The 25852-nt window shown below is 70.7% G+C and carries 22 protein-coding genes; 20 read left to right on the top strand and 2 right to left on the bottom strand.

All coding sequences use genetic code 11. The annotated features are described in order from the left end of the window. The first annotated feature begins 55 nt into the window (after positions 1 to 55). Both ABZ267_RS12870 and ABZ267_RS12875 read left to right on the top strand, forming a co-directional pair. The gene (locus tag ABZ267_RS12870) at positions 56 to 1462 is read left to right on the top strand and encodes a glycosyltransferase (RefSeq protein WP_356750267.1); all 1407 of its coding nucleotides are present in this window, start codon (positions 56 to 58) and stop codon (positions 1460 to 1462) included. Further along, positions 1459 to 3594 (top strand): hypothetical protein, encoded by a 2136-nt coding sequence (locus ABZ267_RS12875; RefSeq protein ID WP_356750269.1) that lies wholly within the window; start codon positions 1459 to 1461, stop codon positions 3592 to 3594. The genes ABZ267_RS12870 and ABZ267_RS12875 overlap by 4 nt, the downstream gene beginning before the upstream one ends. 44 nt (positions 3595 to 3638) lie before the next feature. On the opposite strand, the gene ABZ267_RS12880 is transcribed toward ABZ267_RS12875, so the two are convergent. Continuing rightward, positions 3639 to 4241 carry an acyltransferase gene (locus tag ABZ267_RS12880; protein WP_356750271.1) on the bottom strand — a complete coding sequence of 201 codons (603 nt, stop codon included), beginning with the start codon at positions 4239 to 4241 and terminating at the stop codon, positions 3639 to 3641. Between the two features lie 292 nt (positions 4242 to 4533). Here ABZ267_RS12880 and rplU point away from each other — a divergent pair, with 292 nt between their 5' ends. From rplU to ABZ267_RS12940, 12 genes are all read left to right on the top strand, one after another. Further along, positions 4534 to 4854, top strand: coding sequence for a 50S ribosomal protein L21 (gene rplU, locus ABZ267_RS12885; RefSeq protein ID WP_018487143.1), 321 nt, complete (start codon positions 4534 to 4536; stop codon positions 4852 to 4854). Between the two features lie 14 nt (positions 4855 to 4868). Continuing rightward, positions 4869 to 5126, top strand: coding sequence for a 50S ribosomal protein L27 (gene rpmA / locus ABZ267_RS12890; protein ID WP_015608479.1), 258 nt, complete (start codon positions 4869 to 4871; stop codon positions 5124 to 5126). Positions 5127 to 5286: 160 nt separating this feature from the next. Next, positions 5287 to 6723 carry a GTPase ObgE gene (gene obgE, locus ABZ267_RS12895; RefSeq protein ID WP_356750273.1) on the top strand — a complete coding sequence of 479 codons (1437 nt, stop codon included), beginning with the start codon at positions 5287 to 5289 and terminating at the stop codon, positions 6721 to 6723. A gap of 297 nt (positions 6724 to 7020) precedes the next feature. Next, positions 7021 to 8520: a bifunctional cytidylyltransferase/SDR family oxidoreductase gene (locus tag ABZ267_RS12900; protein ID WP_356750275.1), complete on the top strand. Its 1500-nt coding sequence runs from the start codon at positions 7021 to 7023 to the stop codon at positions 8518 to 8520. Positions 8521 to 8746: 226 nt separating this feature from the next. Further along, complete coding sequence (locus tag ABZ267_RS12905) at positions 8747 to 10885, top strand: hypothetical protein (RefSeq protein ID WP_356750277.1); 2139 nt, start codon at positions 8747 to 8749, stop codon at positions 10883 to 10885. A gap of 160 nt (positions 10886 to 11045) precedes the next feature. Then, a complete protein-coding gene (locus ABZ267_RS12910) occupies positions 11046 to 12287 on the top strand; it encodes a glycosyltransferase (protein WP_356750279.1) in 1242 nt (413 codons plus the stop codon). Between the two features lie 175 nt (positions 12288 to 12462). Continuing rightward, the gene (locus ABZ267_RS12915; protein WP_356750281.1) at positions 12463 to 15225 is read left to right on the top strand and encodes a CDP-glycerol glycerophosphotransferase family protein; all 2763 of its coding nucleotides are present in this window, start codon (positions 12463 to 12465) and stop codon (positions 15223 to 15225) included. A gap of 170 nt (positions 15226 to 15395) precedes the next feature. Further along, positions 15396 to 16514, top strand: coding sequence for a glutamate 5-kinase (proB, locus tag ABZ267_RS12920; protein ID WP_356750443.1), 1119 nt, complete (start codon positions 15396 to 15398; stop codon positions 16512 to 16514). A gap of 127 nt (positions 16515 to 16641) precedes the next feature. Further along, entirely contained in the window at positions 16642 to 17133 is a 492-nt protein-coding gene (locus ABZ267_RS12925; protein ID WP_356750283.1) for a hypothetical protein, read from the top strand. Between the two features lie 94 nt (positions 17134 to 17227). Beyond that, complete coding sequence (locus tag ABZ267_RS12930) at positions 17228 to 18511, top strand: glutamate-5-semialdehyde dehydrogenase (RefSeq protein ID WP_356750285.1); 1284 nt, start codon at positions 17228 to 17230, stop codon at positions 18509 to 18511. Between the two features lie 114 nt (positions 18512 to 18625). Beyond that, positions 18626 to 19183 (top strand): hypothetical protein, encoded by a 558-nt coding sequence (locus tag ABZ267_RS12935; protein WP_356750287.1) that lies wholly within the window; start codon positions 18626 to 18628, stop codon positions 19181 to 19183. Positions 19184 to 19404: 221 nt separating this feature from the next. Then, entirely contained in the window at positions 19405 to 20544 is a 1140-nt protein-coding gene (locus ABZ267_RS12940) for a hypothetical protein (protein WP_356750289.1), read from the top strand. On the opposite strand, the gene ABZ267_RS12945 is transcribed toward ABZ267_RS12940, so the two are convergent. Then, positions 20471 to 21589, bottom strand: coding sequence for a M48 family metallopeptidase (locus tag ABZ267_RS12945; protein ID WP_356750291.1), 1119 nt, complete (start codon positions 21587 to 21589; stop codon positions 20471 to 20473). The two genes, ABZ267_RS12940 and ABZ267_RS12945, sit on opposite strands and share 74 nt — an antisense overlap. 112 nt (positions 21590 to 21701) lie before the next feature. On the opposite strand from ABZ267_RS12945, the gene ABZ267_RS12950 reads away from it, so the two are divergent. The 6 genes from ABZ267_RS12950 to ABZ267_RS12975 all read left to right on the top strand — a co-directional run bounded on the left by ABZ267_RS12950 (position 21702) and on the right by ABZ267_RS12975 (position 25737). Beyond that, positions 21702 to 21854, top strand: a complete 153-nt coding sequence (locus tag ABZ267_RS12950) for a hypothetical protein (protein ID WP_356750293.1) — start codon at positions 21702 to 21704, stop codon at positions 21852 to 21854. Positions 21855 to 21938: 84 nt separating this feature from the next. Continuing rightward, a complete protein-coding gene (locus ABZ267_RS12955; RefSeq protein ID WP_356750295.1) occupies positions 21939 to 22100 on the top strand; it encodes a hypothetical protein in 162 nt (53 codons plus the stop codon). Positions 22101 to 22138: 38 nt separating this feature from the next. Next, entirely contained in the window at positions 22139 to 22756 is a 618-nt protein-coding gene (gene nadD, locus ABZ267_RS12960) for a nicotinate-nucleotide adenylyltransferase (protein WP_355085008.1), read from the top strand. A 19-nt stretch (positions 22757 to 22775) separates the two neighbouring features. Then, complete coding sequence (locus ABZ267_RS12965) at positions 22776 to 24581, top strand: LCP family protein (protein ID WP_356750297.1); 1806 nt, start codon at positions 22776 to 22778, stop codon at positions 24579 to 24581. Between the two features lie 74 nt (positions 24582 to 24655). Next, positions 24656 to 25087, top strand: coding sequence for a ribosome silencing factor (gene rsfS, locus ABZ267_RS12970; RefSeq protein ID WP_356750299.1), 432 nt, complete (start codon positions 24656 to 24658; stop codon positions 25085 to 25087). Continuing rightward, complete coding sequence (locus ABZ267_RS12975; protein WP_356750445.1) at positions 25084 to 25737, top strand: histidine phosphatase family protein; 654 nt, start codon at positions 25084 to 25086, stop codon at positions 25735 to 25737. The genes rsfS and ABZ267_RS12975 overlap by 4 nt, the downstream gene beginning before the upstream one ends. Positions 25738 to 25852 lie beyond the last annotated feature (115 nt).

Raw genomic sequence — 25852 nt, forward strand, 5'->3', positions numbered from 1 at the left:
CCTTCCGTAGACGACGGGGACAGGGGAGAAGGCCTGCCGTGCTAGCGTTTTTGACGTGTCTAACACCCCTGTTCCCCACCATGTGATCTACCTGGCGATCGGGTTTCCCCCGGCTGCGAAGAGCTGCGCCTACCGAATGCGTGAAACAGCCAACCAATTCGTCTCGCAAGGCTGGGACGTCACGGTGGTGACCATTGCCGACGAGTCCTGGGAGCGGGACTTCGGCCTTGACCACACGCTCTCCGAGCGGGTCGATCCGCGCGTACGTGTCGTGAAGCTTCCGCTGGTGCGCGAGGACCTGGAAACCGATATCCGGAAATTCTCCGAGGACCGCGCACTGCGGCCGACGCAGTGGGCCGCCGCGTACCGCAGGAAAGGGATGAACGATTTTCCCGAGCCGATCTACGGCGCCTGGAAGGCCGACCTGGAACGCGCGGTCGAGCGTATCCACCGGGACAAGCCCGTGGACCTCGTCCTCGCGACCTGCGTGCCGTACGTGAACATGGCCGCGGCCCTGCACCTGTGGGAGACGCACCAGGTTCCGTACGCGATCGACTTCCGGGACGGCTGGTCCGTCGACGTCATCGAGGGCGGCGAAGCCTTCACCGCCGAGTCGCCGTCCGGAGTGTGGGAGCGCAAGGTGCTGAGCCACGCACTCTCCCTGTGGCTGGTGAACGACCCGATCGCCGAGTGGTACCGCGAGCGCCACCCCGATCTGGCCGACCGCGTCCACGTCGTGCGCAACGGTTACGACGAGGACAGCGTCCCGGACCGGACCCGCGTCCCCGACCCCGAGGCCGGCCTGACCTTCGGTCACCTCGGTGTGGTGACCTCACCGCCGCGCATCCTCAAGGCCGTTCTCGACGGCTGGCGCATCGCCCGCGAACGGGACCCGCTCGTCGCCCGCTCCCGGCTGGAGATCCGCGGCCAGATCGGCTCCGGAGCGACCCGCGAGGCCAACGCCCATATGGAGATGATCCGTCAGGCGCACGCCCGTGGCGAAGAGGTGAGCTTCGGAGGACCGGCGCCCAAGGCCGAGGTGCCGGACATCTTCGCGGGCTGGGACGTCCTGCTGATGATGATCATGGGCGGGAAGTACATGACCTCCGGCAAGGTGTACGAGTACGCCGCGACCGGCCTGCCGGTCATGTCCGCGCACGCGGTGGAGCACGACGCGACCACCGTGATGACCGGCCATCCGCTGTGGACCGGAGCCACCGGCTTCGACGAGGAGGAGCTGGCCGCCGGCTACTCCCGTGCGGCGAAGCTCGCCGTCGAGGCGAGCGAGGAGGACCGGACGGCGGCCAGGCTCCACGCGGCGCAGTACGCGCGAGCGGCCCAGCTCGGCCCCGCCGTCCGCCGTCTCATCCGCCAGGCCGTCCCGGGCTCCGACGGCGACCAGGGCTCCGGAACGGCGTCCACGGCCACCGGCACCCATGAGGTGGAGGACCTCTCCGTATGACGCACGTACTTCTGATCGCCGGAACGCGGCCGCAGGCCGCGGTCCTCAAGGCGTCGCTGGAGAAGTTCCGCGCGGCGGGCGCCACCGTCGAACTGGCGGGCCTCTTCGCGCCGGACGACATCGACCCCGGTCTCGAACTGACCGGGCTGCGCTCCCTCAAGGAGGCGGCCGCCGAGCGCGGCCGGATGTTCGAGAAGCGCGTGGCCAAGCTCTCCGCCCCGCGCCGCGTCTGGGCCTCGGCCGAACGCGACCGGCAGGTGCGCGGCTCGGGCCGCCGGGCCCATGTCCTGGTCGCGCTGGACGCCTCCGCCGTCTACACGGTGTGGCGGCTGGCCCAGCTGAACCGCCGGGCCCACGCCGTCTTCGGCATCGTGCCCGCCCTCAAGGCCGTCGAGGACCGCCGCGAGCGCCCGGTGCACTACGCGCTGCGAGCCGTCGCCCGGTCCGTGCCGACCCCGGCCACCGCCGCCCGCTCCACCCAACGCGGTGTCCGGCGCGTGGCCGGCGGTGCGCTGCGCCGCGCCTCCTCACCGGCCGTCCTGCGCACCACGCTCGGCGCCAAGTCGTGGCGCGGCGCGGTGGTCGCACCGAAGATGCCGGACCGGCTGCGGGCCAAGCTGGCCCGGCGCGTCAGCCTCAGCATGGCCGAAGGCGGCCGCAAGGCCGGCGCCACCCTGGTGCTGCGGGACGCCGCGCGGCTCACCGCCGACCGGGCGATCCGCGCGGAGCTGCTCGCCGAGGCCGCCCGCGCGGACCTGGAGCGCGGGCACGACGACGCGGAGCTGCGCCGGTCCGCGTACGAGGCGGCGCTTTCGGTCGCCGACCGGCACCACGCGAAGGGCGAGGCGAAGATGGCCGCGGCCTCGCTCTCCTCGGCGCTCACCCTCGCCTTCCCGCGGGCCGTCCACTTCGACTCGCTCGCCTCGCCGCTGGCCGAGGACCCGGCCGGCTATCTGGCACCGTTCCGCGCGAGCACGGCGTTCCAGGCGTTGACCGCGCCGCGCGGCCGCGCGCTGCCCGCCGCCGCCCCACCGGCCGGCCGGCCGCTGCGGCTGCTGGTCACGACGTACTCCAACGCCAACTTCCTGCAGCCGATCCGCGACCGGTACGCCGACCACCCGGGCGTCGAGATCCGCTTCCTGGAGGTCAAGGAGGACGAGACGCTGCGGCCGCTCGCGCGCGGCGCGCAGCGGATGATGGAGCACGCGCTCGGCGGCGCGGCCACGCTCGGTGAGCAGGCCGAGAAGGCGCTCCGGCCTCACCTGGAGTGGGCGGACACGGTGTTCGTCGACTGGTGCACCAACGCGGCGGCCCTGTTCACGCTGGTCGACCCGGGTACCACGCGGATCGTCGTACGGCTGCACAGCTACGAGGCGTTCACTCTCTGGCCGCACCTGATGGACCTGGACCGCGTCGACGACCTGGTCTTCGTCGGGGACCACCTGCGCGACCTGGTCGTCGACTGCCTGCCGCGCCTGCGGGAGCCGGACGCGCCGGCGCTGCACGTCATCGCCAACGCCATGGACCTGGAGCGGTTCCAGCGGGAGAAGAGCGGCGCCGACGTCCGCTTCACCGTCGGCCTGATCGGTGCGGGCGTCGTCGCCAAGGACCCGCGCTGGGCCGTCGAGGTGCTGCGGCTGCTGCGGGAGCGGGACGAGCGCTACCGGCTGGTCGTCATCGGCAACGGCCTGGACCGCAAGGCCAGCGCCGCGGCCCGCGCCTACGACGATCTGCTCCGAGGCGACCTGGCGGAGCTGGAGCCCGGCGGGGCGGTTCAGCTGCTCGGGCGTACGGAGGATGTGCCGGGCGCGCTCACCGAGGTCGGCGTGATCCTCAGCAGCTCGGTGCGCGAGAGCTTCCACTGCGGCCTGGTCGAAGGCGCGGTCAGCGGTGCGCTGCCGGTCGTCCGCGACTGGCCGTTCTTCGCGGGCAGGGAGCACGGTGCCCGCACGCTCTTCCCCGCCGACTGGGTGGTCGCCTCACCGCAGGAGGCCGCCGACCGCATCCTCGCGCTGACGGCCACGGAGGAGACCTGGCGCGAGGCGACGGCCGAGGCGGCGAAGCACTCGCTGGCCACCTGGGACTGGTCGGTGATCAGCCCCGGGTTCGACCGGCTGCTGCTGGAGAGCTGAGCGGTAGGCCCCAGGAAGCGGGCCCGTTCACCTTCTCCGAGGGTTTACGCGGCCCGCTCCCTGAGGACCCCGTCCTCCTCCTCGTACACCGTCCCGCCCTGCGGGCACTCCCACACGCCCGGCTCGTCCTCGCGGGCCACCAGGCGCACACCGCTGCGGCCCACCCAGCCGATCCGCCGCGCCGGTACGCCGACGACCAGCGCGAAGTCCGGGACGTCCTTGGTCACCACGGCACCGGCCGCGACCATGGCCCACCGGCCGATCCGTACCGGCGCGACACAGACGGACCGCGCACCGAGCGACGCGCCCTCGGCGACCTTCACGCCGACCGCCTCCCAGTCGCCGCCGCGCTTCTGCCGGCCGTCGGGGTCCACCGAGCGCGGGTACTGGTCGTTGGTGAGGACCACCGCCGGGCCGACGAAGACGCCGTCGCCGAGCTCGGCGGGCTCGTAGACGAGGGCGTAGTTCTGGATCTTGACGTTGTCGCCGATGCGGACGCCGGTGCCGACGTAGGCGCCGCGGCCGACAACGCACCCCTCGCCGAGCTTCGCGCCCTCGCGGATCTGCGCCAGCTCCCAGACGCTGCTGCCGGCGCCGATCTTGGCACTCTCGTCGACCTGGGCGGTGGGCTGGACCCTGTAGTTCACGGTGTGTGCCTTCCGGAGAGCTGACTGGCCCGGAAAGCATAGGTGTGCCCACGGCTCCAGGAGAGCTGCAACAGGTCCGCCACCCCGGTTTGACCCCCACACCCCGGCCCCGTAACCTTGACCCTCGGTGTGTTTCCGTACACGCCTACCCCTGAGCACATCCCTCCCGGTAACGGTCGGTGTCCGCGCCGTCCGCCAGGAGAGGCCGCTCATCCTTCCGGATCGTCCCGGGCCCCGGCCCGTGCGAGCGGCTGGCATCAGGGGATCCGTTCCGAGCGAGAGAGAGATCCGCGTGTACGCCATCGTGCGCAGCGGTGGTCGCCAGCACAAGGTTGCTGTCGGCGACATCGTTGAGGTTGACAAGATTTCCACTGCCAAGGTTGGCGACACGGTCGAGCTCTCGACCCTGCTCGTTGTCGACGGCGACGCGGTCACCAGCGACCCGTGGGTGCTGGACGGCATCAAGGTCACGGCCGAGGTCGTGGACCACCACAAGGGCGCGAAGATCGACATCCTTCGCTACAAGAACAAGACCGGCTACCGCCGTCGCCAGGGTCACCGCCAGCAGTACACGGCGATCAAGGTCACCGGTATCCCCGCGGCTGCGAAGTAAGGGACTGAGAACACATGGCACACAAGAAGGGCGCATCGTCCACTCGGAACGGGCGCGATTCCAATGCTCAGCGGCTCGGCGTGAAGCGCTTCGGCGGTCAGGCCGTCAACGCCGGTGAGATCCTGGTCCGCCAGCGTGGCACCCACTTCCACCCGGGCACGGGCGTCGGCCGTGGCGGCGACGACACGCTGTTCGCGCTGACCGCCGGTGCGGTGGAGTTCGGTACGCACCGTGGCCGCAAGGTCGTGAACATCGTTCCGCTCGCCGTCTGAGTTCTTCTTCAGCGCGCGCGTAACGGCACACAGCACCTTCCGAGGGCGGATCTCAGCTTTCCCGGCAACCGGGGAAGCGGGTCCGCCCTCGGCGTGTTACGACAGAGACAATTCCGCTTTTTCCGCTGTACCTGCACCTGCTCACCTGGAGGCACCAACCATGACCACCTTCGTGGACCGCGTCGAGCTGCATGCCGCCGCGGGTAACGGAGGCCACGGCTGCGCCTCCGTACACCGTGAGAAGTTCAAGCCGCTGGGCGGCCCCGACGGGGGCAACGGCGGACGCGGCGGCGATGTGATCCTCGTCGTCGAGCAGTCCGTGACCACGCTGCTCGACTACCACCACAGCCCCCACCGCAAGGCCACCAACGGCCAGCCCGGCGCCGGTGACAACCGCTCCGGCAAGGACGGCCAGGACCTGGTCCTGCCCGTGCCCGACGGCACCGTCGTCCTGGACAAGGCCGGCAACGTGCTCGCCGACCTCGTCGGCCAGGGCACCACCTTCGTCGCCGGACAGGGCGGCCGCGGCGGCCTCGGCAACGCGGCGCTCGCCTCCGCCCGCCGCAAGGCGCCCGGCTTCGCGCTGCTCGGCGAGCCCGGTGAGAGCCGGGACATCGTCCTGGAGCTCAAGACCGTCGCCGACGTGGCGCTCGTCGGCTACCCGAGCGCCGGCAAGTCCTCGCTGATCTCGGTGCTCTCCGCCGCCAAGCCGAAGATCGCGGACTACCCGTTCACCACGCTCGTCCCGAACCTCGGCGTCGTCACCGCCGGCTCCACCGTCTACACCATCGCCGACGTGCCGGGCCTCATTCCGGGCGCCAGCCAGGGCAAGGGCCTCGGCCTGGAGTTCCTGCGCCATGTCGAGCGCTGCTCGGTCCTCGTGCACGTCCTGGACACCGCCACGCTGGAGTCCGACCGCGACCCCGTCTCCGACCTCGACATCATCGAGGAGGAGCTGCGTCAGTACGGCGGCCTGGAGAACCGGCCCCGCATCGTCGCGCTCAACAAGGTCGACATTCCCGACGGCCAGGACCTCGCGGACATGATCCGCCCGGACCTGGAGGCCCGCGGCTACCAGGTCTTCGAGGTCTCCGCCATCGCGCACAAGGGCCTCAGGGAGCTGAGCTTCGCGCTCGCCGGGATCATCGCCGAGGCGCGTGCCGCCAAGCCGAAGGAGGAGGCGACCCGCATCGTCATCCGTCCCAAGGCCGTCGACGACGCGGGCTTCACCGTCACCCTGGACGACGACGGCATCTACCGCGTACGCGGCGAGAAGCCCGAGCGCTGGGTGCGCCAGACCGACTTCAACAACGACGAGGCCGTCGGTTACCTCGCGGACCGGCTCAACCGCCTCGGTGTCGAGGACGCCCTGATGAAGGCGGGCGCCCGGGCCGGCGACGGTGTGGCGATCGGCCCCGAGGAGAACGCGGTCGTCTTCGACTGGGAGCCGACCGTGACGGCCGGCGCCGAGATGCTCGGCCGCCGTGGTGAGGACCACCGCCTGGAGGAGCCGCGTCCGGCCGCGCAGCGCCGCCGGGAGCGCGATGCGGAGCGTGACGACGCCGAGAAGGAGTACGACGAGTTCGACCCCTTCTAGGGAGCTTCGGTTTCACGACCGGACGGCCCGGCTCCGCCTGGAGCCGGGCCGTCCGGTGGCCTCAGGCCCGATACCGGCCCCTCCCGGCCGGGCGCAAGACCCGCAGATGTGCAGATTATGCAACATCTCTGTGGATCGGATCACTCCCGTACCGGACCCGGCCCGTCCAACCTCCCTGGCCAGAGCGTGAACTGCGGGTTTCCGCGGGACCGGCGCCGGACGGCGTCCGCCTTGCGAGACGGTCACGGAGAGTGCGAGCATCGCGCTGTTCCCCCGTCATAGCAAGGTAGGTCGTCTGTGTCTGAGCCGCACGAAGCCAAGCCCCGGACCACAGCGGTCGTGCTCGCCGGTGGTACGGGACAGCGCGTGGGACTGTCGATCCCCAAGCAGCTGCTGAAGATCGCCGGCAAGGCGGTCATCGAACACACGCTGACCATCTTCGAGAACGCCGAGGACATCGACGACGTCATCGTTCTGATGGCGCCCGGCTTCGTGCCGGACGTCGAGAAGATCGTCGCCAGGGCCGGACTGACCAAGGTCACCCGGATCATCGAAGGCGGCTCCACCCGCAACGAGACCACCGAGCGCGCCATCGCGGCCCTCGGCGAGGGGCTGGCCGAGGGTGAGGACCACAACGTCCTCTTCCACGACGCGGTGCGCCCGCTGCTGTCACAGCGGGTGATCAGGGACTGTGTCGACGCCCTCGACCGCTACCAGGCCGTCGACGTCGCCATCCCGTCGGCGGACACGATCATCGTGACCCGCACCCACGGCGATGACGGGGAGTTCATCACCGAGGTTCCCGACCGTTCCCGGCTGCGCCGCGGCCAGACCCCGCAGGCGTTCAAGCTCTCCACGATCCGCAAGGCGTACAGGATCGCGGCCGGAGACCCCAACTTCCAGGCCACCGACGACTGTTCGGTGGTCCTCAAGTACCTTCCCGACGTGCCGATCCATGTGGTCGCGGGCGACGAGTACAACATGAAGGTGACCCAGCCGGTCGACGTCTTCATCACCGACAAGCTCTTCCAGCTCGCCTCCACCGCCGCTCCGCGCCAGGCCGGCGAGGACGCCTACCGCGAGCTGCTCTCCGGCAAGACCCTCGTCGTCTTCGGCGGTTCGTACGGGATCGGCGCCGACATCGCGCGGCTGGCCGAGAGCTACGGCGCGAGCGTCTACGCGCTGGGCCGCTCCACCACCGGTACGCACGTGGAGAACCCGGTCCACATCGACGAGGCGCTCGCCAAGGCGCACGCCGAGACCGGCCGCATCGACCACGTCATCAACACCGCCGGCGTCCTGCGCATCGGCAAGCTGGCCGAGACGGACAACGCGACGATCCAGGAAGCCCTGAACGTCAACTACCTGGCCCCCGTCCAGATCGCGCGCGCCTCCTACAAGTACCTCGTCGAGACCCACGGCCAGCTGCTGCTCTACACCTCCAGCAGCTACACGCGCGGCCGCGCCGAGTACAGCCTCTACTCCTCCACCAAGGCCGCGATGGTCAACCTGACCCAGGCGCTCGCCGACGAGTGGGCGGGCGAGGGGATCCGGGTCAACTGCGTCAATCCGGAGCGGACCGCGACGCCGATGCGCACCAGGGCTTTCGGCCAGGAACCGGTGGGCTCGCTGCTCTCCTCGGAGGCCGTGGCGCGCACCTCGCTGGACGTGCTGCTCTCCACGATGACCGGTCATGTCATCGACGTACGGCAGCAGGATCCGACGGCGGAAGCCTCCGCCTCCTCCGGGTTCGAACAGGCGCTGGCGTATGCGCTGGACCGTCAAGGGGATGTGTAATAATTCTTGACCATTGTGTGTATACGGGCCTCTGTCATCGCTTAGCGCGACGACAGAGGCCCGTGTTCGTGAAGTCATATCGTCACACTTTCCCCGTGCGTGAATCCGACCGGCACCCCCCTGGAGCAGGTTCTTCGTGATTTCGACAGCTATTCGCCTGGCCCGTGTGGGCAGCAGGTCAGAGCTCGCGGCAGCATTGCTGCTCGCGCTCGGATACCCCTGCGTCATGCTGGCGGCGCTCATTCCGAACATCTGGTTCTTCGCGGCGGCCGCGGCTGTCACCTATGCCGCGGACTGGTATCTGCACCAACGGGGGAGCTACCTGATCAACCGGCTCGGCAAGGTCCGGGCCGGACTGTCCATCCGCTTCCTGGTGCGCGAGCTGATGCTCGTTCTGCTGCTGGCCCGCCTCGGCCTCGCCCAGGAGCCGCTGTTCTACACGGCGGTCGCCTGCTTCCTGATCTTCTACGGTCTCCAGGCACCGCACGGCGCGGTGACGACCCTGATCCGGCTGCGCCGCACGATGCCGGTCGTCACCCGCAACGTGGACCTGAACGCCGTACGCATCCCGGACGCTCCGCCGGGCGCGCTGCTGCGCCGCGCGGGTGAGAAGATGCTGCACCTCGACGTCCCGGCGATGGCCGGCATCCTGATCGCCGCCGGGACCGGTGAGGACACCGTCGGCTACGCCGGAGCCGCGCTCTCGCTGCTGCTGGCCTTCTGCTACGTCGTCGCGCTCCTGCCGTACATGCGGCGCGGCCGGCTCGTGCCGTCGGCCGCCGCAGTGCTCAAGTCCGTCGACACCTGGCTGCGCGAGTACCAGCCGACCGTGGTGCTCTACTTCTCCGGCTCCAACGAGTCCGCCTACCAGGGCAACATGTGGCTGGAGACCATGGCCCGCGTCGAGGGCCGGCCGCTGATCATCATGCGGGAGCGCGGTCTGGTCGCGCAGCTGGCCGAGACCTCCGTCCCGGTTCTCTGCGTCCCGGCGGGCACGCACCTGATGAACCTGGACCTCTCCACCGTCCGCGTCTGCCTGTATCCGGCCAACGTCGGCAAGAACATCCACATCCTGCGCGTGCCGACCATGAAGCACGTCTTCATCGGCCACGGCGACAGCGACAAGCTCGCCAGCGTCAACCCGTACTCCAAGGTGTACGACGAGGTCTGGACGGCCGGCCGCGCAGGCCGCGACCGGTACGCGCTGGCCGATGTCGGGGTCCGGGACGAGGACATCGTCGAGGTCGGCCGTCCGCAACTGGAGCCCATCAAGAGCTGGACCGGAACGGCTCGGAACCCCATCCCGACCGTGCTGTACGCCCCCACCTGGGAGGGCTGGGACGACAGCTCCGGCAACACCTCGCTGCTCCTGGCGGGCGAGAACATCGTGCGCCGGCTGCTCGCCGCCGACGACCCGGTCCGCATCATCTACAAGCCGCACCCCTTCACCGGCATCCGCAGCCGCACGGCCCGGGCCGTCGACGCCAGGATCAGCGCGATGCTGGCGAAGGCGGCCGCCGAGCGCGCCGCCGAGCCGCGCTGGACCGCGGAGGCCGAGCGGACGGCCGCCGACCTGAGCGCCGCCCAGGCCGAGCTGGTACGGATCGAGGCCCGCCTCGCGGAGCTCGCGGCCGTGGGCCGCCCCGACGGGGACGAGGCCGAGGAGTCCCGGGTCTCGCTCGCCGACCCCGTCCGCGAGGCCGAGGTGGCGCAGCTCCGGGCCGCGTGGAACGACGCCTACTGGCGCTCCTTCGGCTGGTGGGAGCACCGCACGGTGGTGGGCACGGAGCCCAAGCTGTACGACTGCTTCAACGAGTCCGACGCCATGGTCTCGGACATCTCCAGCGTGGTCTCCGACTTCATCGCGAGCGGCAAGCCGTACGCGGTCACCGACTCCGCCGCGCTCGGAGCCGAGGAGTTCAAGCGGCAGAACACCGCCGTACGGGCCGGAGTCATCCTGTCCAACGGCGCCGAGGAGCTCGACGAGCTGCTGGCGGCCGTCGCTGATCCGGCGGCCGACACGCTGGCCGGGGCGCGCCGCGAGCTGAAGACGTACCTGCTGGGCCCGGACGAGCCGACCTCCATGGAGCAGTTCAACGCCGCCGTACGGGCGCTGGCCGCCAAGGCCGAGGCGCGCAACGCCGGTGTCTCCCAGCGCCTCGGCGACCAGGCCATCGCCGTTCCGGACCGTGAGGCGGACACCGGCGAGGGAGCGGTGACGGGCGAGCTGGAGGGGTCGGCCGAGGTCGGTGCCGGTTCCGTGGCGGAGCCGGACGCGGTGGCCGTCGCCGGCGTGGCGCCGGAGACGGCGATGGAGGCTGCGGCGGAGTCCGCGGTCATCGAAGGGACCTCGTCGGTGCGCTGAGGCGCGCATCCGATCTGACTGTCCGAAAAACACGCAACGCGACAGCGGCCCGTACGTCTTCCAGGGGAAGGAGATGTGCGGGTCGTTCGGCGTACCCGGTACAGCGAAGGCGTATAGCCGAGCGATTCGTTCTATTTCATGATGAAATCGACGGGTGCATATGGCCGACATGCCCAGGACGAACCACGAGCCCGATGTGAGTGTGATCATCGGAGCATATGAAGCAATGCCGTATCTGGTCCGCTGTCTGGAGTCCGTGGAGGCGCAGACGATCGGCGCCGAGCGCATGGAGATCGTCGCGGTCGACGACGGCTCCACGGACGGCACGGGCGCCTGCCTGGAGGAGTTCGCCGCCCGGACCGCGATCCCGATGCGCGTCGTCCGGCAGGCCAACTCCGGCGGCCCCAGCGGCCCGCGCAACCGCGGCCTGGAGCTCGCTCGCGGCCGGTACGTCTTCTTCCTCGACGCCGACGACTACTTCGGCGAGGAGGCTCTGGAGCGCATGGTCGCCATGGGCGACCGGGCGGGCACGGACGTGGTGCTCGGAAAGATCGTCGGCGTCAACCGCGGGGCCGCGAAGTCGATGTGGAAGGAGAACGTCGAGCGCGCCGACCTCTATGAGTCCAACATCAAATTCACGCTGAGCGCGCAGAAGCTGTTCCGGCGCGACCTCCTCGTACGGCTCGGCATGACCTTCGACGAGAAGCTGAAGACGGGCGAGGACGCCCTGTTCACCATGGAGGCCTATCTGCGCGGCAACGGCGTCTCCGTCGTCGCCGACCACACCTGCTACTACCTGGTGGGCCGTGAGGACGGCAACCAGATGACCAAGAGGGGCGGTCACCGGCGCCGCTTCGACTCGGCCCGCGCGCTCATGGAGCTCATCGCCGGCCTGGTGCCCGCCGGTCCGCGCCGCGATTCGCTCATGGTGCGCCCGTTCGTCATCACGCTGCTTCCTCAGTTCGGACCCGGACTGATGAATCAGTCCGAAGCCGTGCGCCGCGAGAAGATGGCCCTCGCCGCTCCGTTGATGGATGCCTACTGGACTCCGGAACTCGGCCACCGGCTCAAGGTCCACGAGCGGCTGAGGCTCACCGCGCTCGCTCGCGGACGGCTCGACCTGCTGCTCGACATCGCGGCCTTCCTGCGGGACAAGAAGGAGCCCGAGGTGGTCCGCAAGGGTGACCGGATCCTCCTCGCGTACCCGCATTTCGCCAGGGCGGGCAAGGGTTCCGTGCTTCCCAGGCGCGCCTACGAGGTGACCGTCACCGAACGGGTCGGCGGCCGGCGGATCGAGCCGCCGCAGCCGAAACCGCGCGTCTCCTTCGCCCGTCGCGTGGTCCGCAAGGCCCGTCGTACGGCGCTGAGCGCCTGGCGCACCCCTCGCGCGCACCGCGTCTGACCGAAGAGGTTTCCGAGGGTTCCGGGCCGTTCGCGCAGGGCCCGTACGGGCGTTTCTGTGATTCACGTCACACTGCGCCCGGGTGTAAGCATGAGCCGCTGTTGGTGTCTCAATTGCACCCCGTTGTCCAGGGGTTCACCCTCTGTACGTTTCCCCTCGGAAAGGTTCTCCGCGCGTGGCGTCCCTCGAAGCGATCCCAGAAGAGCTCAGCCGGCTCATGAAGTACTTCCCCGAGACCCCGGCCGAGGAGCGCCCCGCCTTCCACAGCGCGGCCAAGGACTTCCTGGACCGAGCGGCTCCCAAGATCGTGCGGCAGTTCTCGCCGATGGCCCGGGTCAAGTGGCACCTGGCGGCCAGCGGGCGCGGCGAGGAGCTGGCGGAGCTGCTCCACTACGAGCGGGAGAACCCCGGCGCCTTCTCCGTGAAGGGCCTGCGGCGGGCCCGCATCGAGCTGCCCGGCATCGAGAGCTCCTCGCTCCCGTCCTCGGTACGCAACTTCACCCGCAGCGAACTCCCCGTACGCGCCAAGCTCCTGGACCTCGCCTGGGAAGGCGGCAAGCTCCTCGTCAAGGGCTACGCCTACATCCCCAACGTCCCCTCAGCCACCGGCAGACGCTCGCTGCGCGTCGCCGCGCTCCGCCGCCAGGGCAGCCGCTCCACCATCCCGCTGCGCCTGCGCACGGTCGAGGAGCCCCGCGCCACCGCCGAGGCCAAGGGCGCGCTCCACCACTACGACCGGTCCGGCTTCGAGATCGGCATCGACCCGGGCCGGCTGCGGGTGCGCGGCCAGTGGCAGTCCGGCACCTGGCGCCTGGGCATCGGCATCCCGCGACCCGGCGGCATGTCCGTCGGCAGCATCACCAGGAACAGCGCCGGCGCCGCCGGACACAGCTACACCCGCGTCCTGGACGACGGCGTCCGGCTCGTCGCCGGCTTCGACCGCAACCGCCTCAAGCTCACCGTCGACGTCGTCCCCGCCGAGATCGACGCGCAGGGGTGCGACGGCGACACCCTCACCGTCACCCTCCGCTCCCGCGTGACGGCCCCCGCCGCCAAGCTGCCCACCGCGCTGCGCATCGACCACGAGCCGACCGGCTTCGCCACCGATCTGCCGCTGGAGCGGACCGGCACCGGCGACGACGGCTGGTTCCGCCACACCGCCGAGCTGCCGCTCGCCGGCCTCCCGGTCGACGGCATCGCGCCCGGCATCTCCCGCAAGTACCGCACGCTCATCGTCTTCGCCGACGGCACCACCCGCCGCGCCACCAACGGCGAACGACCGCGCACCGGCGTCCACCCGCTGCCCGGCGGACGCGAGCTGGCGATCCTCACCGACGGCGCCGGGAACTTCACTCCGCAGCTGCGCATGGTCCAGCCGGTCGTCGACGCCGTCGAGTGGAGCGCCGACGGCGAACTGGTCCTCTCCGGCACCTACACCGGCCCGGCCGAGCAGATGACGATGGTCCTGCGCCACACCGGCCGCAACGAGGACCGGCCGCTGCCCGCCGACTTCGCCGACGGCCGCTTCACCGCGCGCCTACGGCCCGACGCCATGCCGACGTACGAGGGCAGCGTGCCGCTGCGCGCCGGACGGTGGATGCCACGGCTGCGCCGGCGCACCGAGTGGGACCACACCCACGACCTGCCCGTCACGCTCCGCCCCGACCTCGTCCGCGTACTGCCGCTGGTCCACCGCGGCGAGCACCGCACGTACACCGTGGACCGCGTCGACTTCGACCGGATCTTCGTCGAGTCGGGACCGGTCCTCGGTCCCGAGCTGCGCGCCGCCTACCGCCAGCGCCTGATGCGCGACGTCTACACGCCCGAGCAGCGCAAGCTGCCGTTGCGCGAGGCCGTGCTCTACAACAGTTTCGGCGGCAAGCAGTTCTCCGACTCGCCGCGCGCGGTCCACGAGGAGCTCAAACGGCGCGGCACCGACGTCGAGCACATCGTGATGGTCCACGACCAGCAGGTCGTCCTGCCGCCCGGCGTACGCGGCGTGGAGTGGGGCAGCCAGGAGTGGTACGAGGCGCTGGCGCGCAGCCGGTACGTCGTCACCAACGGCGGCATCCGTGAATGGTTCGTCCGCCGCGAGGGCCAGGTCGTCGTCCAGACCTGGCACGGCACGCCGCTCAAGCGCATCGGCGCCGACCTCCTCGGCACTCCGAAGGCGAACCTGGCCTACATCGCGAGCCTGCCGCAACGCTCGCGCCAGTACAGCCTGTTCATCACGCCGAACGCCTTCACCACCCCGATCATGACCCACGCCTTCCGCCTCCGGTGCGAGGTGCTGGAGGCGGGCTACCCGCGCAACGACGTCTTCCACGCTCCCGACCGCGTCGAGCGCGCCGAGGCCGTACGGAAGAAGCTCTCCATCCCCGCGGACAAGAAGGTCGTCCTGTACGCGCCGACCTGGCGCGACGACCAGCGCTACGGCGGCCGCCGGTTCAAGCTGGACAACCGGATCGACGTCGAGGCCGCGCGGCGCGAGCTCGGCGAGGACCACGTACTGCTCTACCGCAAGCACCACAAGGTCCTCGACTCCATCCCCGGCGCCGGACAGGGCTTCGTCCACGACGTCACGTACTACCCGGACATCGCCGACCTCTATCTGATCGCCGACGTGCTGATCACGGACTACTCCTCGGTGCTGTTCGACTTCGCGCACTCCGGGCGGCCGATGCTCTTCTTCACGTACGACCTGGAGCACTACCGCGACACCTTGCGCGGCTTCTACTTCGACTTCACCTCCCGCGCGCCCGGGCCGCTGATCAAGACCTCCGAGGACCTGGTCGCCGCGATCCGGAACATCGACGAGGTGAGCGAGGAGTACCAGGAGAAGTACGCACGATTCCGGGACGACTTCTGCGAACCCTCCGACGGGCGCGCCGCCGCCCGCGTGGTGGACAGGATGCTCGCGATCGGGGACGCGCCTTAGGGCGTGTCCACCGGGCGAAACCGGCAGGCAGCGGAGGCGGCCGCTCGCGTACTGTGCTGTGCCGGGGCGGCGGAACCGCGTCCCGCCGGAGACCGGGGCGATCCAGAGCGAGGAAGCACGTGGCAGAGCAGAGGCCGTCGGAGCACGGGCCGTCGGAGCACCGGGCGGCTGTGACCGGCGCCCGCAGGATCGTCGTCAAGGTCGGCTCCTCCTCGCTCACCACCGCGTCCGGCGGCCTCGACGCCGACCGGGTCGACGCGCTCGTCGACGTCCTGGCCAAGGTCAGGGACGGCGGCGAACGCGAGGTCGTCCTCGTCTCCAGCGGCGCCATCGCCGCCGGGCTCGCACCGCTCGGCCTGGTCCGCAGGCCCAAGGACCTCGCCCGCCAGCAGGCCGCCGCCAGCGTCGGCCAAGGCCTCCTGGTGGCCCGCTACACCGCCTCCTTCGCGCGGTACGGCGTCCGCGTCGGCCAGGTGCTCCTCACCGCCGACGACACCAGCCGCCGCGCCCACTACCGCAACGCCTACAGCACCCTGGACAAGCTCCTGGAGATGGGCGCCGTCCCGGTCGTCAACGAGAACGACACCGTCGCCACCGACGAGATCCGCTTCGGCGACAACGACCGCCTCGCCGCGCTCGTCGCCCACCTCGTCCACGCCGACCTCCTGATCCTCCTCTCCGACGTCGACGGCCTCTACGACGGCCCGCCCGGCACTCCCGGCGCCTCCCGCATCGCCGAGGTCACCGGCCCCGACGACCTGGCGGGCGTCACCATCGGCAGCGCCGGCAAGGCGGGCGTGGGCACCGGCGGCATGGTCACCAAGGTCGAGGCCGCCAACATCGCCACCGCCGCCGGAGTGCCGGTCGTCCTCACCTCCGCCAGCCGGGCGGCCGACGCTCTCGCGGGCCGCGACACCGGTACGTACTTCCACCGCACCGGCCGCCGCTCCGCCGACCGCCTCCTCTGGCTCGCCCACGCCTCCACGCCGCAGGGCGCGCTCACGCTGGACGACGGCGCCGTACGGGCCGTGGTGGAGCGCCGCACCTCGCTGCTGCCCGCCGGAATCTCCGCCGTCGAAGGCGAGTTCAGCGCCGGCGACCCGGTCGAGCTGCGCGACCTGCGCGGCACGCCGGTCGCCCGCGGACTCGTCAACTTCGACGCGAAGGAGATCCCGCAGCTGCTCGGCCGCTCCACCCGCGACCTCGCCCGTGAACTGGGACCCGCCTACGAACGTGAGGTCGTACACAGGGACGATCTCGTCGTCCTCACGCCCCGCCTCACCCCCTGAAACGGCTGAAAGTCCCGCCATCGGGCAGGGACCTTTACCAAAACCGCCCCAGACCATGCCGTGGACTGGTCCACTTTGTAGCGGGGAAACAGGGGTCCGCACAGCAACACATCACAGGAGGCCGCCGGTGAGACGAGCGCGCCCGGGGGCGTCGCCCCGAGGCACGGGCAGCCGCGCCCTGACGAGTGTCGGAGCGGGGGCTGATTTCGACCGGAACCCGCCCCTGGGAGGCACCGCCGATCAGGAGCCGGTGACGGCGAAGCAGGAGGACCGGCCGCAGTCGAAGCTGTGGCACATCACCCTCAGCGTCTCGGGGACCGAGACACCGCTGGGGGAGGTGAGACGCGGCCTGGAACAGCTCGCACACGACCACCCCTTCCTGCTGACCAGCCGCTACGCAGGCGACCACGCGGAGATCCGCTACTGGGAAGAGGCCCGCGACCTGCACGACGCGGCCGCGGTCGCGCTGCGGCTCTGGGGCGAGCACCGCTCCACCGCCCAGCTGCCACCGTGGAAGATCGTCGGCCTCGAAGTCATCGACCGCGAGACCTACCACCAGCGCATCGCCGAGGGGTACGGGCCACCGCCCGCCGCCCCCGTCGGCGTTCACCCCTACTGAAAGACCCTGAGCGAGGCGTCCGTCCCTCGGGTCGGCCGTCTCGCATCACGGGATACGTGCCGTATACCCGCAGAGCGCGCATTACTCTGCGGGCATGACCACGCTCTCGCCCTACGACAACCTCTCGCCGGTCGCGCAGACCGCCTACCGGGCCCGTGCCGCCGCTGCCGATATCGCGCCACTTCCGCGCGCGGCCAAGGACGACGCGCTGCTGGCCATCGCCGACGCGCTGGAAGTGCGGACGGCCGAGATCGTCGAGGCCAACGCACAGGACGTCGAGAAGGCCCGCGAGGCCGGCACGGGCGAGGGCATCATCGACCGGCTCACCCTCACTCCGGAGCGCATCCGTGCCATCGCCGCCGACGTACGGGACGTGGCCGCGCTGCCCGACCCGGTCGGCGAGGTGGTGCGCGGATCCACGCTGCCCAACGGCATCGACCTCCGCCAGGTCCGCGTCCCGCTCGGCGTGGTCGGCATCATCTACGAGGCCCGCCCGAACGTCACCGTGGACGCCGCCGCCCTCTGCCTGAAGTCCGGCAACGCGGTCCTGCTGCGCGGCTCCTCCTCCGCCTACGCCTCCAACACGGCCCTGGTCCGCGTCCTGCGCGACGCGGTCGGCGGCTCGGGCCTCCCGGCCGACGCGGTGCAGCTCGTCCCGGGCGAGAGCCGCGACTCCGTACGGGAGCTGATGCGGGCCCGCGGCCTGGTCGACGTCCTCATCCCGCGCGGCGGCGCCTCGCTGATCCGTACGGTCGTCGAGGAGTCCACGGTCCCCGTCATCGAGACCGGCACCGGCAACTGCCACGTCTACGTCGACGCCGAGACGGACCTGACCATGGCCGTCGACATCCTGATCAACTCCAAGGCCCAGCGCCCCAGCGTCTGCAACTCCGCCGAGACGCTGCTCGTCCACAAGGACGTCGCCGACGCCTTCCTGCCGCTGGCCCTGGACGCGCTGGCCGAGGCCGGAGTCACCGTCCACGGCGACGAGCAGGTCCTGGCCCACGCCGAGCGGACCAAGGCCACCGTGGTCGCGGCGACGACGGAGGACTGGGAGACCGAGTACCTCTCGTACGACATCGCGGCGGCCGTCGTGGACTCGCTGGACGCGGCGGTGTCGCACATCCGCCTCTGGTCCTCCGGCCACACCGAGGCGATCGTGACCACCTCGCAGGCGGCCGCCCGCCGGTTCACCCAGCTGGTCGACTCCACCACGGTCGCCGTCAACGCCTCCACCCGCTTCACCGACGGCGGACAGTTCGGCTTCGGCGCCGAGATCGGCATCTCCACGCAGAAGCTGCACGCCCGCGGCCCGATGGGTCTGCCGGAGCTGACCTCGACGAAGTACATCGTCACCGGCGACGGCCACACCCGGTAGCCGCGGCGGCCTGACGCGTGCGGGGCATGACCCGTCCGCATGTTCCCCTCGCGCCGGCCCGGCGACTTTCCGGAGCACCTGCCCAAAAGGTCACGGCCCGGCTACGCTGAATCCGTGCCGGACGACGTGGGGGGCAAGCCGTTCCAGGACGGCTGGGAGCCCGACGACGACCGCGGGGGCGCGGACAAGGACTTCGCCTCCGTGGTGTTCGACGAGGATTTCGTCCGGGCCGCCACCGTCCATGAACCCACCGCCGTGGAGCGGCTCCTGGCCGCCGCCGAGGCCCGCGCACAGACGGATGCCGGCCGGGCCCGCCGCAGCCGCCGCCCCACGGACGGCGAATACGGCTCGTACGGCCGCTCCAGGGCCCACCGCGACCCGCAGGACCTCGACTACGACCCGGACGACGACGCCGACTCGGGCCCCTACGGGCCGGGCGGCTACCGGGGCGCCGCCCGCTGGCACCGACCGGTCGCCTGGCTGCTGGCCCTGGTGATGGGCGTCGGGATGGTCGCGCTCGCCTTCTCCGCCGTCTACCGGGGCACCTCGGCGAACCGCCAGGACCCGGTGCCGCCGCCCGTGACCAGCGGGGTGGACCAGCCGGGCGCGATTCCGCCGGCCGCCGTGGAGCACTCCCGCCCGACGGTCTCCGCCACGCCCCACGCCCCCTGAGCGTCCCCGCACCGGTAATCGCCCGGCCATCACCCGTACGGCGGTGGCCGCGGCCACTACTTCCCGCCGCTCTCCGCGTTTACGTCACCGCCGATCGACCTACTCTGAAGATGTGACCCCTCGCTTCCCGGGGGGCTTCTCGCTGCCGGACGCCCGGCGGCCGAAGCAGACCGTTGCGCGCCGAGTCGGACCCGGTGGTGCGGAGATGCGGGAGAGACGTCATGACAGGCCGCTCAGAACCGCCGAACGGCCCGCCCGAGAACCCCGAGGGCGGCGAGGACGAGTACCGCTCGCTCGTCTTCGACGAATCGTTCATCCGCAGTGCCCGCATGCAGGAGTTCTCGGCCCAGGAGCGGATGGGCGAGCCCGCCCGCGCCGTGCGGACCCTGCCCGAGCCGGTGGCCCCCGCCGGCCACGGCTCCCGGGCCGCCATCGTGCTGGTCGTCCTCATCGCCCTGGCCTTCGCCACGGCCGTCTACATCGGCTTCCGCAACCCCTATCCGCAGCCCGTCACCCGGCGGGCCGAACCGCTCCGGACCACCGTGGTGCCCCTCGCCCCGCGCGGAGCCGTGCCCGCCGGATCACCCGAGCGGCTCTACCGGGCCGAACCACTCTCCGGCTCCCGGACCGGTGGCGAGGGCATCAACTTCCCTTCCGTCCGGCGCACGCAGAACTTCTCGGACAGCCAGATCACCACCGCCCTCGCCGTCGCCAAGGACTACCTGGTGGAGTCCTCACTCAACCCGGACGTCCTCACCGGCCAGGTCCGCAGGCCCGTCGAACAGCTCCTGGACCCGGACCAGCGGGGCCAGTTCGAACGGTCCATGAGCAGCCCCGCCGACGACGGGCTCCACGCCGCCACCGGCTGGCTGGTGCGCTTCGACCCGGCCCAGGTGGAACTCGCGGACCCGCGGATCCGGGTCCAGGGCACCTTCGCGTACGCGGAGGACGGCGCCGGCACCCTGGAGGTCGTCTCGGACCACACCTTCACCTACGCCCTGCGCCCGGCGACAAGCCCCCGCAGGGAGGACGGCGCTTCCCTCTTCACCGTCCGGCGCGAGCTGCGCTTCCGCTTCGACCGTGAGGACCTGCGGCTGCACCGGCTGGAGCTGCGCTCCGCCCACGTACAGGCCGGGCCGCAGTCCTGCTCGTCCGGCGCGACGGGGGCGCTGCGCCCGCTCCTGGCGGGGGAGCGGGCGGACGACCGGGGTCCCGCGCCCACCGACCCGTACGCCGCCGGCCGGCCCACCGCAGCCCTCTGCGGAACCCTGGCGCCGCTGAGCGCTGCTAAGCCTTCCGAGGCCCCTCCTCAGGCCCCTCCGTCCCCTCAGTCCCTCCGGGAGTACCGTCCGAGCCCGTAGCCGAACCGCCGCGGGCCGCTCCGGCGCCTCCGGTGAACTTGTCGCGCAGCTTGCCGCCCAGGTCTCCGGCGCCTCCGGCGATGTCACCGACCAGCTTCATCAGCGGGTCCTTGCTCGTCCGCACGGTGTCGGCGTAGTGCGTGGCCGACTCCCGGAAGGAGTCCGACACCGAGGCGTCCTTGTCCTCGTCGCGCCGGGGGTAGTGGCCGTCCATGGTCCGCTGGAAGTCGCGGGTCTCCGACCACTTCTTCAGCTCGGCGGCCCGCACCGTGGTGAAGGGGTGCGACCGGGGCAGCACATTGAGGATCTTGAGGACCGAGTCCCGCAGGTCCCCGCCCTTCTCGTACTCGTCGGCCTGGGCGAGGAAGGCGTCCACGTTCATCTCGTGGAGGTGGTTACCACCGGCGATCTTCATCAGACCGCGCATCGAGGCCTGGATGTCCTGGCCCACCAGCAGCCCGGCCCGGTCGGCGGAGAGCTCCGACTTGCGGAACCACTCGCGCAGCGCCGTCACGATGGCCATGATCGCCACGTTCCCCAGCGGGATCCAGGCGACCTTCACGGCCAGGTTGGTCAGGAACAGCAGGATCGTCCGGTACACCGAGTGGCCGGAGAGCGCGTGGCCCACCTCGTGGCCCACCACCGCCCGCATCTCCTCCTCGTCGAGCAGCTCCACCAGGCCGGTGGTGATCACGATGATCGGCTCGTCCATCCCGATGCACATGGCGTTGGGCTGCGGGTCCTGCTTGACGTACATCGGCGGGACCTTCTCCAGGTCCAGGATGTAACACGCGTCGCGCAGCATGTCGTGGAGGTGTGCGAACTGCGCCTCGCTCACCCGCACGGAGTCGGAGAGGAAGAGCAGCCGCAGGCTCCGCTCCGGGAGCAGCCCGCTGAGTGCCTTGAAGACGGTGTCGAAACCGGTGAGCCGGCGCAGGGCCACCAGGGCCGAGCGGTCCGCCGGGTGCTCGTAGGCCCGGGAGGAGATCCCGGGGAATCGCCTGCGCGCCCTGCTCGGCACGTTCTCGTGACTGGTGTCGGTCATGGATGGCCCCCTGTTCGTACGAGACGTCGCTCGTCCCCCGGACAAAACCCAGCGTATGCGCTGGCGCTACGGTGTGCGGGGGGCTGTGGACAAACTATGAGGAGCGCCCGAAATGCCGCACATCGCCTTCACTCTCGCCGCCATCTCCGAGGAGCAGGGACCCGGCGCCACGCTCCGCATCGTGCTGCTGGCCTCGATCGTCGGAGCGGTCCTGCTCGCCTGGTTCCTGCTGCGTGGATACCGCAACGACGATGACAACGACTGAGTCGGCGTGAGCGTGCCCGGGGCGCCCGCATACGATGTGCCCGACGTCGTCCTTCCGCCTCACGATCGATAGGTCCTGCCGAAGATGAGCCTCACGAGCACCGCACACGAGCTGGTCACCCTCGCCTCCGGAGGAGAGGGCGGCGGCAACCACGAAAGCCTCAACCCCTACCTCGTCGGCGGCCTCGCCTTCTTCGCGCTGATGTTCCTGCTCTGGGTCACCACCCGCTTCAACCGCGACCGCTGAGTCAGAGGCGTACAGCTGTGCCAGTAGGCTCTGCACGCATGGGAGAGCAGGAAGTGCCTACCGGCCCCGAGAAGCGCCGGATCGGCGTCATGGGCGGGACGTTCGACCCGATCCATCATGGACACCTGGTGGCGGCCAGCGAAGTGGCCGCCCAGTTCCATCTCGACGAGGTCGTCTTCGTGCCGACCGGGCAGCCGTGGCAGAAGAGCCACAAGAGCGTCTCCCCGGCCGAGGACCGCTATCTGATGACGGTCATCGCCACCGCGTCCAACCCGCAGTTCTCGGTCAGCCGCAGTGACATCGACCGTGGCGGACCGACGTACACCATCGATACGCTGCGGGACCTGCGCGAGGTCCACGGCGACGCGGACCTCTTCTTCATCACCGGCGCCGACGCGCTCTCCCAGATCCTGACCTGGCGTGACGCGGAGGAGCTGTTCTCGCTCTCCCACTTCATCGGTGTGACCCGGCCGGGTCACGTGCTCACGGACGACGGACTCCCCGAGGGCGGCGTCTCCCTCGTGGAGGTGCCCGCGCTGGCGATCTCGTCCACGGACTGCCGTGAGAGGGTCGCGCAGGGGGAGCCGGTCTGGTACCTGGTGCCGGACGGCGTGGTCCGCTACATCGACAAGCGCCAGCTGTACCGCGGCGACTGAGCCACGGAGAGGGGCACCGGTGAACGACCGACAGAACCCGTACGGACACGACCCGTACTACTACCAGCAGCCGCAGATCATCGGCTACGACGAGTACGGGCAGCCGGTGTACCAACAGCAAGGGCAGCAGCAGGGCGGTCAGCAGCAGTACGACCCCTACGCGCCCCAGCAGGACCAGGCGCAGAGCCAGGTTCCGGACGCGGGCTACGGATACGACCCGTACGGCCAGTCCCAGCAGCCCTACGACCCGTACGCGGGCCAGCAGGCCCAGCAGCAGGACCAGGCCGGCCAAGGCGCCGACCAGGGCTACGGCCAGGACCAGGCTCAAGGTCAAGGCCAGGGCTACGGCTACGGGGGCTACACCGAATACGGCTACGCCACCGGGCAGCAGCCTGCCGCCGTCGACACCGGCCAGTGGAACATCCCGCAGCAGGGCACCGCCCCCGCACCGGAACAGGCACCGCAGCACGCCGCCCAGCAGACCCCGCAGCCCAGCCGCGAGCGCGCCCCCGAGCCGGAACCCGAGGCCGAGGCGGACCCCTCCGTCCCCGGGCAGCGCGGCTCCGCGCCGGACTACCGCACCGAGCAGTTCTCCTTCATCGAGGAGCCCGACGAGGACTCCGAAGACGTCATCGACTGGCTGAAGTTCACCGAGAGCCGCAGCGAGCGGCGTGAGGAGGCGCGGCGCAAGGGCCGCAACCGGATGATCGCGCTGATGGTCGTCGCCGTGCTCGTGGTCGTCGGCGGCGTCGGGTACCTCTGGTCCGCCGACATGCTTCCCGGCCTCTCCGGCTCGGAGGAGAAGAAGTCCGTCGCCGTCGGCGCGCAGCAGCGCGACGTGATCGTGGTGCACCTGCACAACACCAAGAAGGGCGGTACGTCGACAGCGCTGCTCGTCGACAACGCCACCACCAAACAGGGCACCACCGTCCTGCTGCCCAACACGCTCGCCGTCGCCGGTGACGACGGGTCCACCACCACACTGGGCAAGTCCGTCGACGACGACGGCAGGACCGGCACCAGGGAGTCGATCGACACCCTTCTCGGCACCAGGATCAGCGGCACCTGGCGGCTGGACACCCCGTACCTGGAGATCCTCGTCGAGCAGGTCGGCAACATCGAGATGGACACCGACACCGATGTTCCCGACGCCAAGAAGGGCGCCGCGCCCCTGGTGAAGAAGGGCGAGGCGCAGACGCTCAGCGGCCCGATGGCCGTCGCGTACGCCACCTACCTCGCGCCGGGTGAGGCCGAGGCCGAGCAGCTGACGCGGTTCGGGGAGGTCATGCGCGCGGTGCTGCGCAAGATCTCGGAGGACCCCAAGGCCGCGACCGTCACCGTGGAGACCCTGGCGCAGGTCCTGGACCCGTCGCTGCCGGAGAAGGACCTCGGCGCCTCGCTCGCCAAGCTGGCCTCGCGGGCCAAGGTCGGTGACTACAAGACGGCGATGCTGCCGGTCCAGGACGACGGCACCCTCACCGACGCGGCCACCCGCAGCGTCGTCAAGGACATCCTCGGCGGCACGGTGAAGGCTCCCGAGGAGGGCGCGCCCCTGAGGGTCGCCGTCCGCAACGCCACCGGGAACGCCCGCGCCGGCGAATCGGCCCGGATCACGCTGGTCAACGGCGGTTACGCCTTCGTGGACAGCGGCAAGGCCGAGAACGAGGCCGAGTCCGTCGTGCTCTACCGGAACGCCGAGGACAAGGAGAAGGCCACCGAGGTGGCAAAGACCCTGGGGCTGTCCGCCGGTGCGGTGAAGAAGGGCGAACCGGCCGCCAACGCGGACGTGTCCGCGGTGCTCGGCCAGAACTACAAGATCAAGTAAACGCCGGCGGGAAGGGTTGTCGGCGGTCCGTGAGACCCTTGGGGTTGCATCCGACCGCCGACGAAAGCCTGCATGTGACCGCCACGGACCGCTCCATCGAGCTCATCAACGCCGCCGCTCAGGCGGCCGCCGACCGGCTCGCGCACGACATCATCGCCTACGACGTCAGCGATGTGCTGTCGATCACCGACGCCTTCCTGCTGGCCTCGGCCCCCAACGACCGCCAGGTCAAGTCGATCGTCGACGAGATCGAGGAGAAGCTCCAGAAGGAGCTCGGCGCCAAGCCGGTGCGCCGTGAGGGCGACCGCGACGCCCGCTGGATCCTCCTCGACTACGTCGACATCGTCGTCCACGTCCAGCACAGCGAGGAGCGCGTCTTCTACGCGCTGGAGCGCCTGTGGAAGGACTGCCCGGAGATCGCCCTCCCCGAGGACGCGGTCAGGACCCGAGGCAAGGCCGAGGAGCACGCACAGCTCAACGGCAGCACGGAAGGTGACCAGAGCTGAACGGCAGTCGCAGCGGCAGGGGCCGCAGGATCGTCCTCTGGCGTCACGGCCAGACCGCGTGGAACCTGGAGCGCCGCTTCCAGGGCTCCACGGACATCGAGCTCACCGAGGAGGGCGTCGGGCAGGCCCGCAGGGCGGCCCGACTGCTCGCCTCGCTGCAGCCCGACGCGGTCGTCGCCTCCGACCTCCGGCGGGCGGCGGCCACGGCCGCCGAGCTCGCCGCCGTCACCGGCCTCACCGTGGCCCATGACGCCGCACTCCGTGAGACGTACGCGGGTGAGTGGCAGGGCCTGACGCACGTGGAGATCGTCGAGCGGTACGGCGAGCAGTACGCCGCCTGGAAGCGCGGCGAGCCCGTGCGCAGGGGCGGCGGTGAGCTGGAGACCGAGGTCGCCGACCGGGCCGCGCCGGTCGTCCTGGAGCACGCCGAGAAGCTGCCCGTCGACGGCACGCTCGTCGTGGTCAGCCACGGCGGCACGATCAGGACGACGATCGGCCGTCTCCTCGGCCTGGAGGCGCACCACTGGGAAGGGCTCGGCGGGCTGTCCAACTGCTGCTGGTCCGTCCTGGGCGAAGGTGCGCGCGGCTGGCGCCTGCTGGAGCACAACGCCGGCACGCTGCCGGAGCCGGTGCTCGGCGACGACGACTAGAGCGGGCCGAGGCGCTGTTCGCGGGCCGTTCACGGGCGGCCGCGGCCGGATTTCACTTTCCGGCAGGTCACAGGCTAAAGTTCTTCTTGTTCGCAGCGCGGAAACGCAGGGAAAC

The organism is Streptomyces sp. NPDC006174 (genome assembly GCF_040614075.1).
Taxonomy (GTDB): Bacteria; Actinomycetota; Actinomycetes; order Streptomycetales; family Streptomycetaceae; genus Streptomyces.

Coding starts and splice junctions, on each gene's coding strand:
- ABZ267_RS12875 (WP_356750269.1), top strand. CDS start 1,459: ATGACGCACGTACTTCTGATCGCCGGAACGCGGCCGCAGGCCGCGGTC.
- rpmA (WP_015608479.1), top strand. CDS start 4,869: ATGGCACACAAGAAGGGCGCATCGTCCACTCGGAACGGGCGCGATTCC.
- obgE (WP_356750273.1), top strand. CDS start 5,287: ATGACCACCTTCGTGGACCGCGTCGAGCTGCATGCCGCCGCGGGTAAC.
- ABZ267_RS12905 (WP_356750277.1), top strand. CDS start 8,747: ATGCTGGCGGCGCTCATTCCGAACATCTGGTTCTTCGCGGCGGCCGCG.
- ABZ267_RS12910 (WP_356750279.1), top strand. CDS start 11,046: ATGGCCGACATGCCCAGGACGAACCACGAGCCCGATGTGAGTGTGATC.
- ABZ267_RS12930 (WP_356750285.1), top strand. CDS start 17,228: ATGACCACGCTCTCGCCCTACGACAACCTCTCGCCGGTCGCGCAGACC.
- ABZ267_RS12940 (WP_356750289.1), top strand. CDS start 19,405: ATGACAGGCCGCTCAGAACCGCCGAACGGCCCGCCCGAGAACCCCGAG.
- ABZ267_RS12945 (WP_356750291.1), bottom strand. CDS start 21,589: ATGACCGACACCAGTCACGAGAACGTGCCGAGCAGGGCGCGCAGGCGA.
- ABZ267_RS12950 (WP_356750293.1), top strand. CDS start 21,702: ATGCCGCACATCGCCTTCACTCTCGCCGCCATCTCCGAGGAGCAGGGA.
- ABZ267_RS12955 (WP_356750295.1), top strand. CDS start 21,939: ATGAGCCTCACGAGCACCGCACACGAGCTGGTCACCCTCGCCTCCGGA.
- nadD (WP_355085008.1), top strand. CDS start 22,139: ATGGGAGAGCAGGAAGTGCCTACCGGCCCCGAGAAGCGCCGGATCGGC.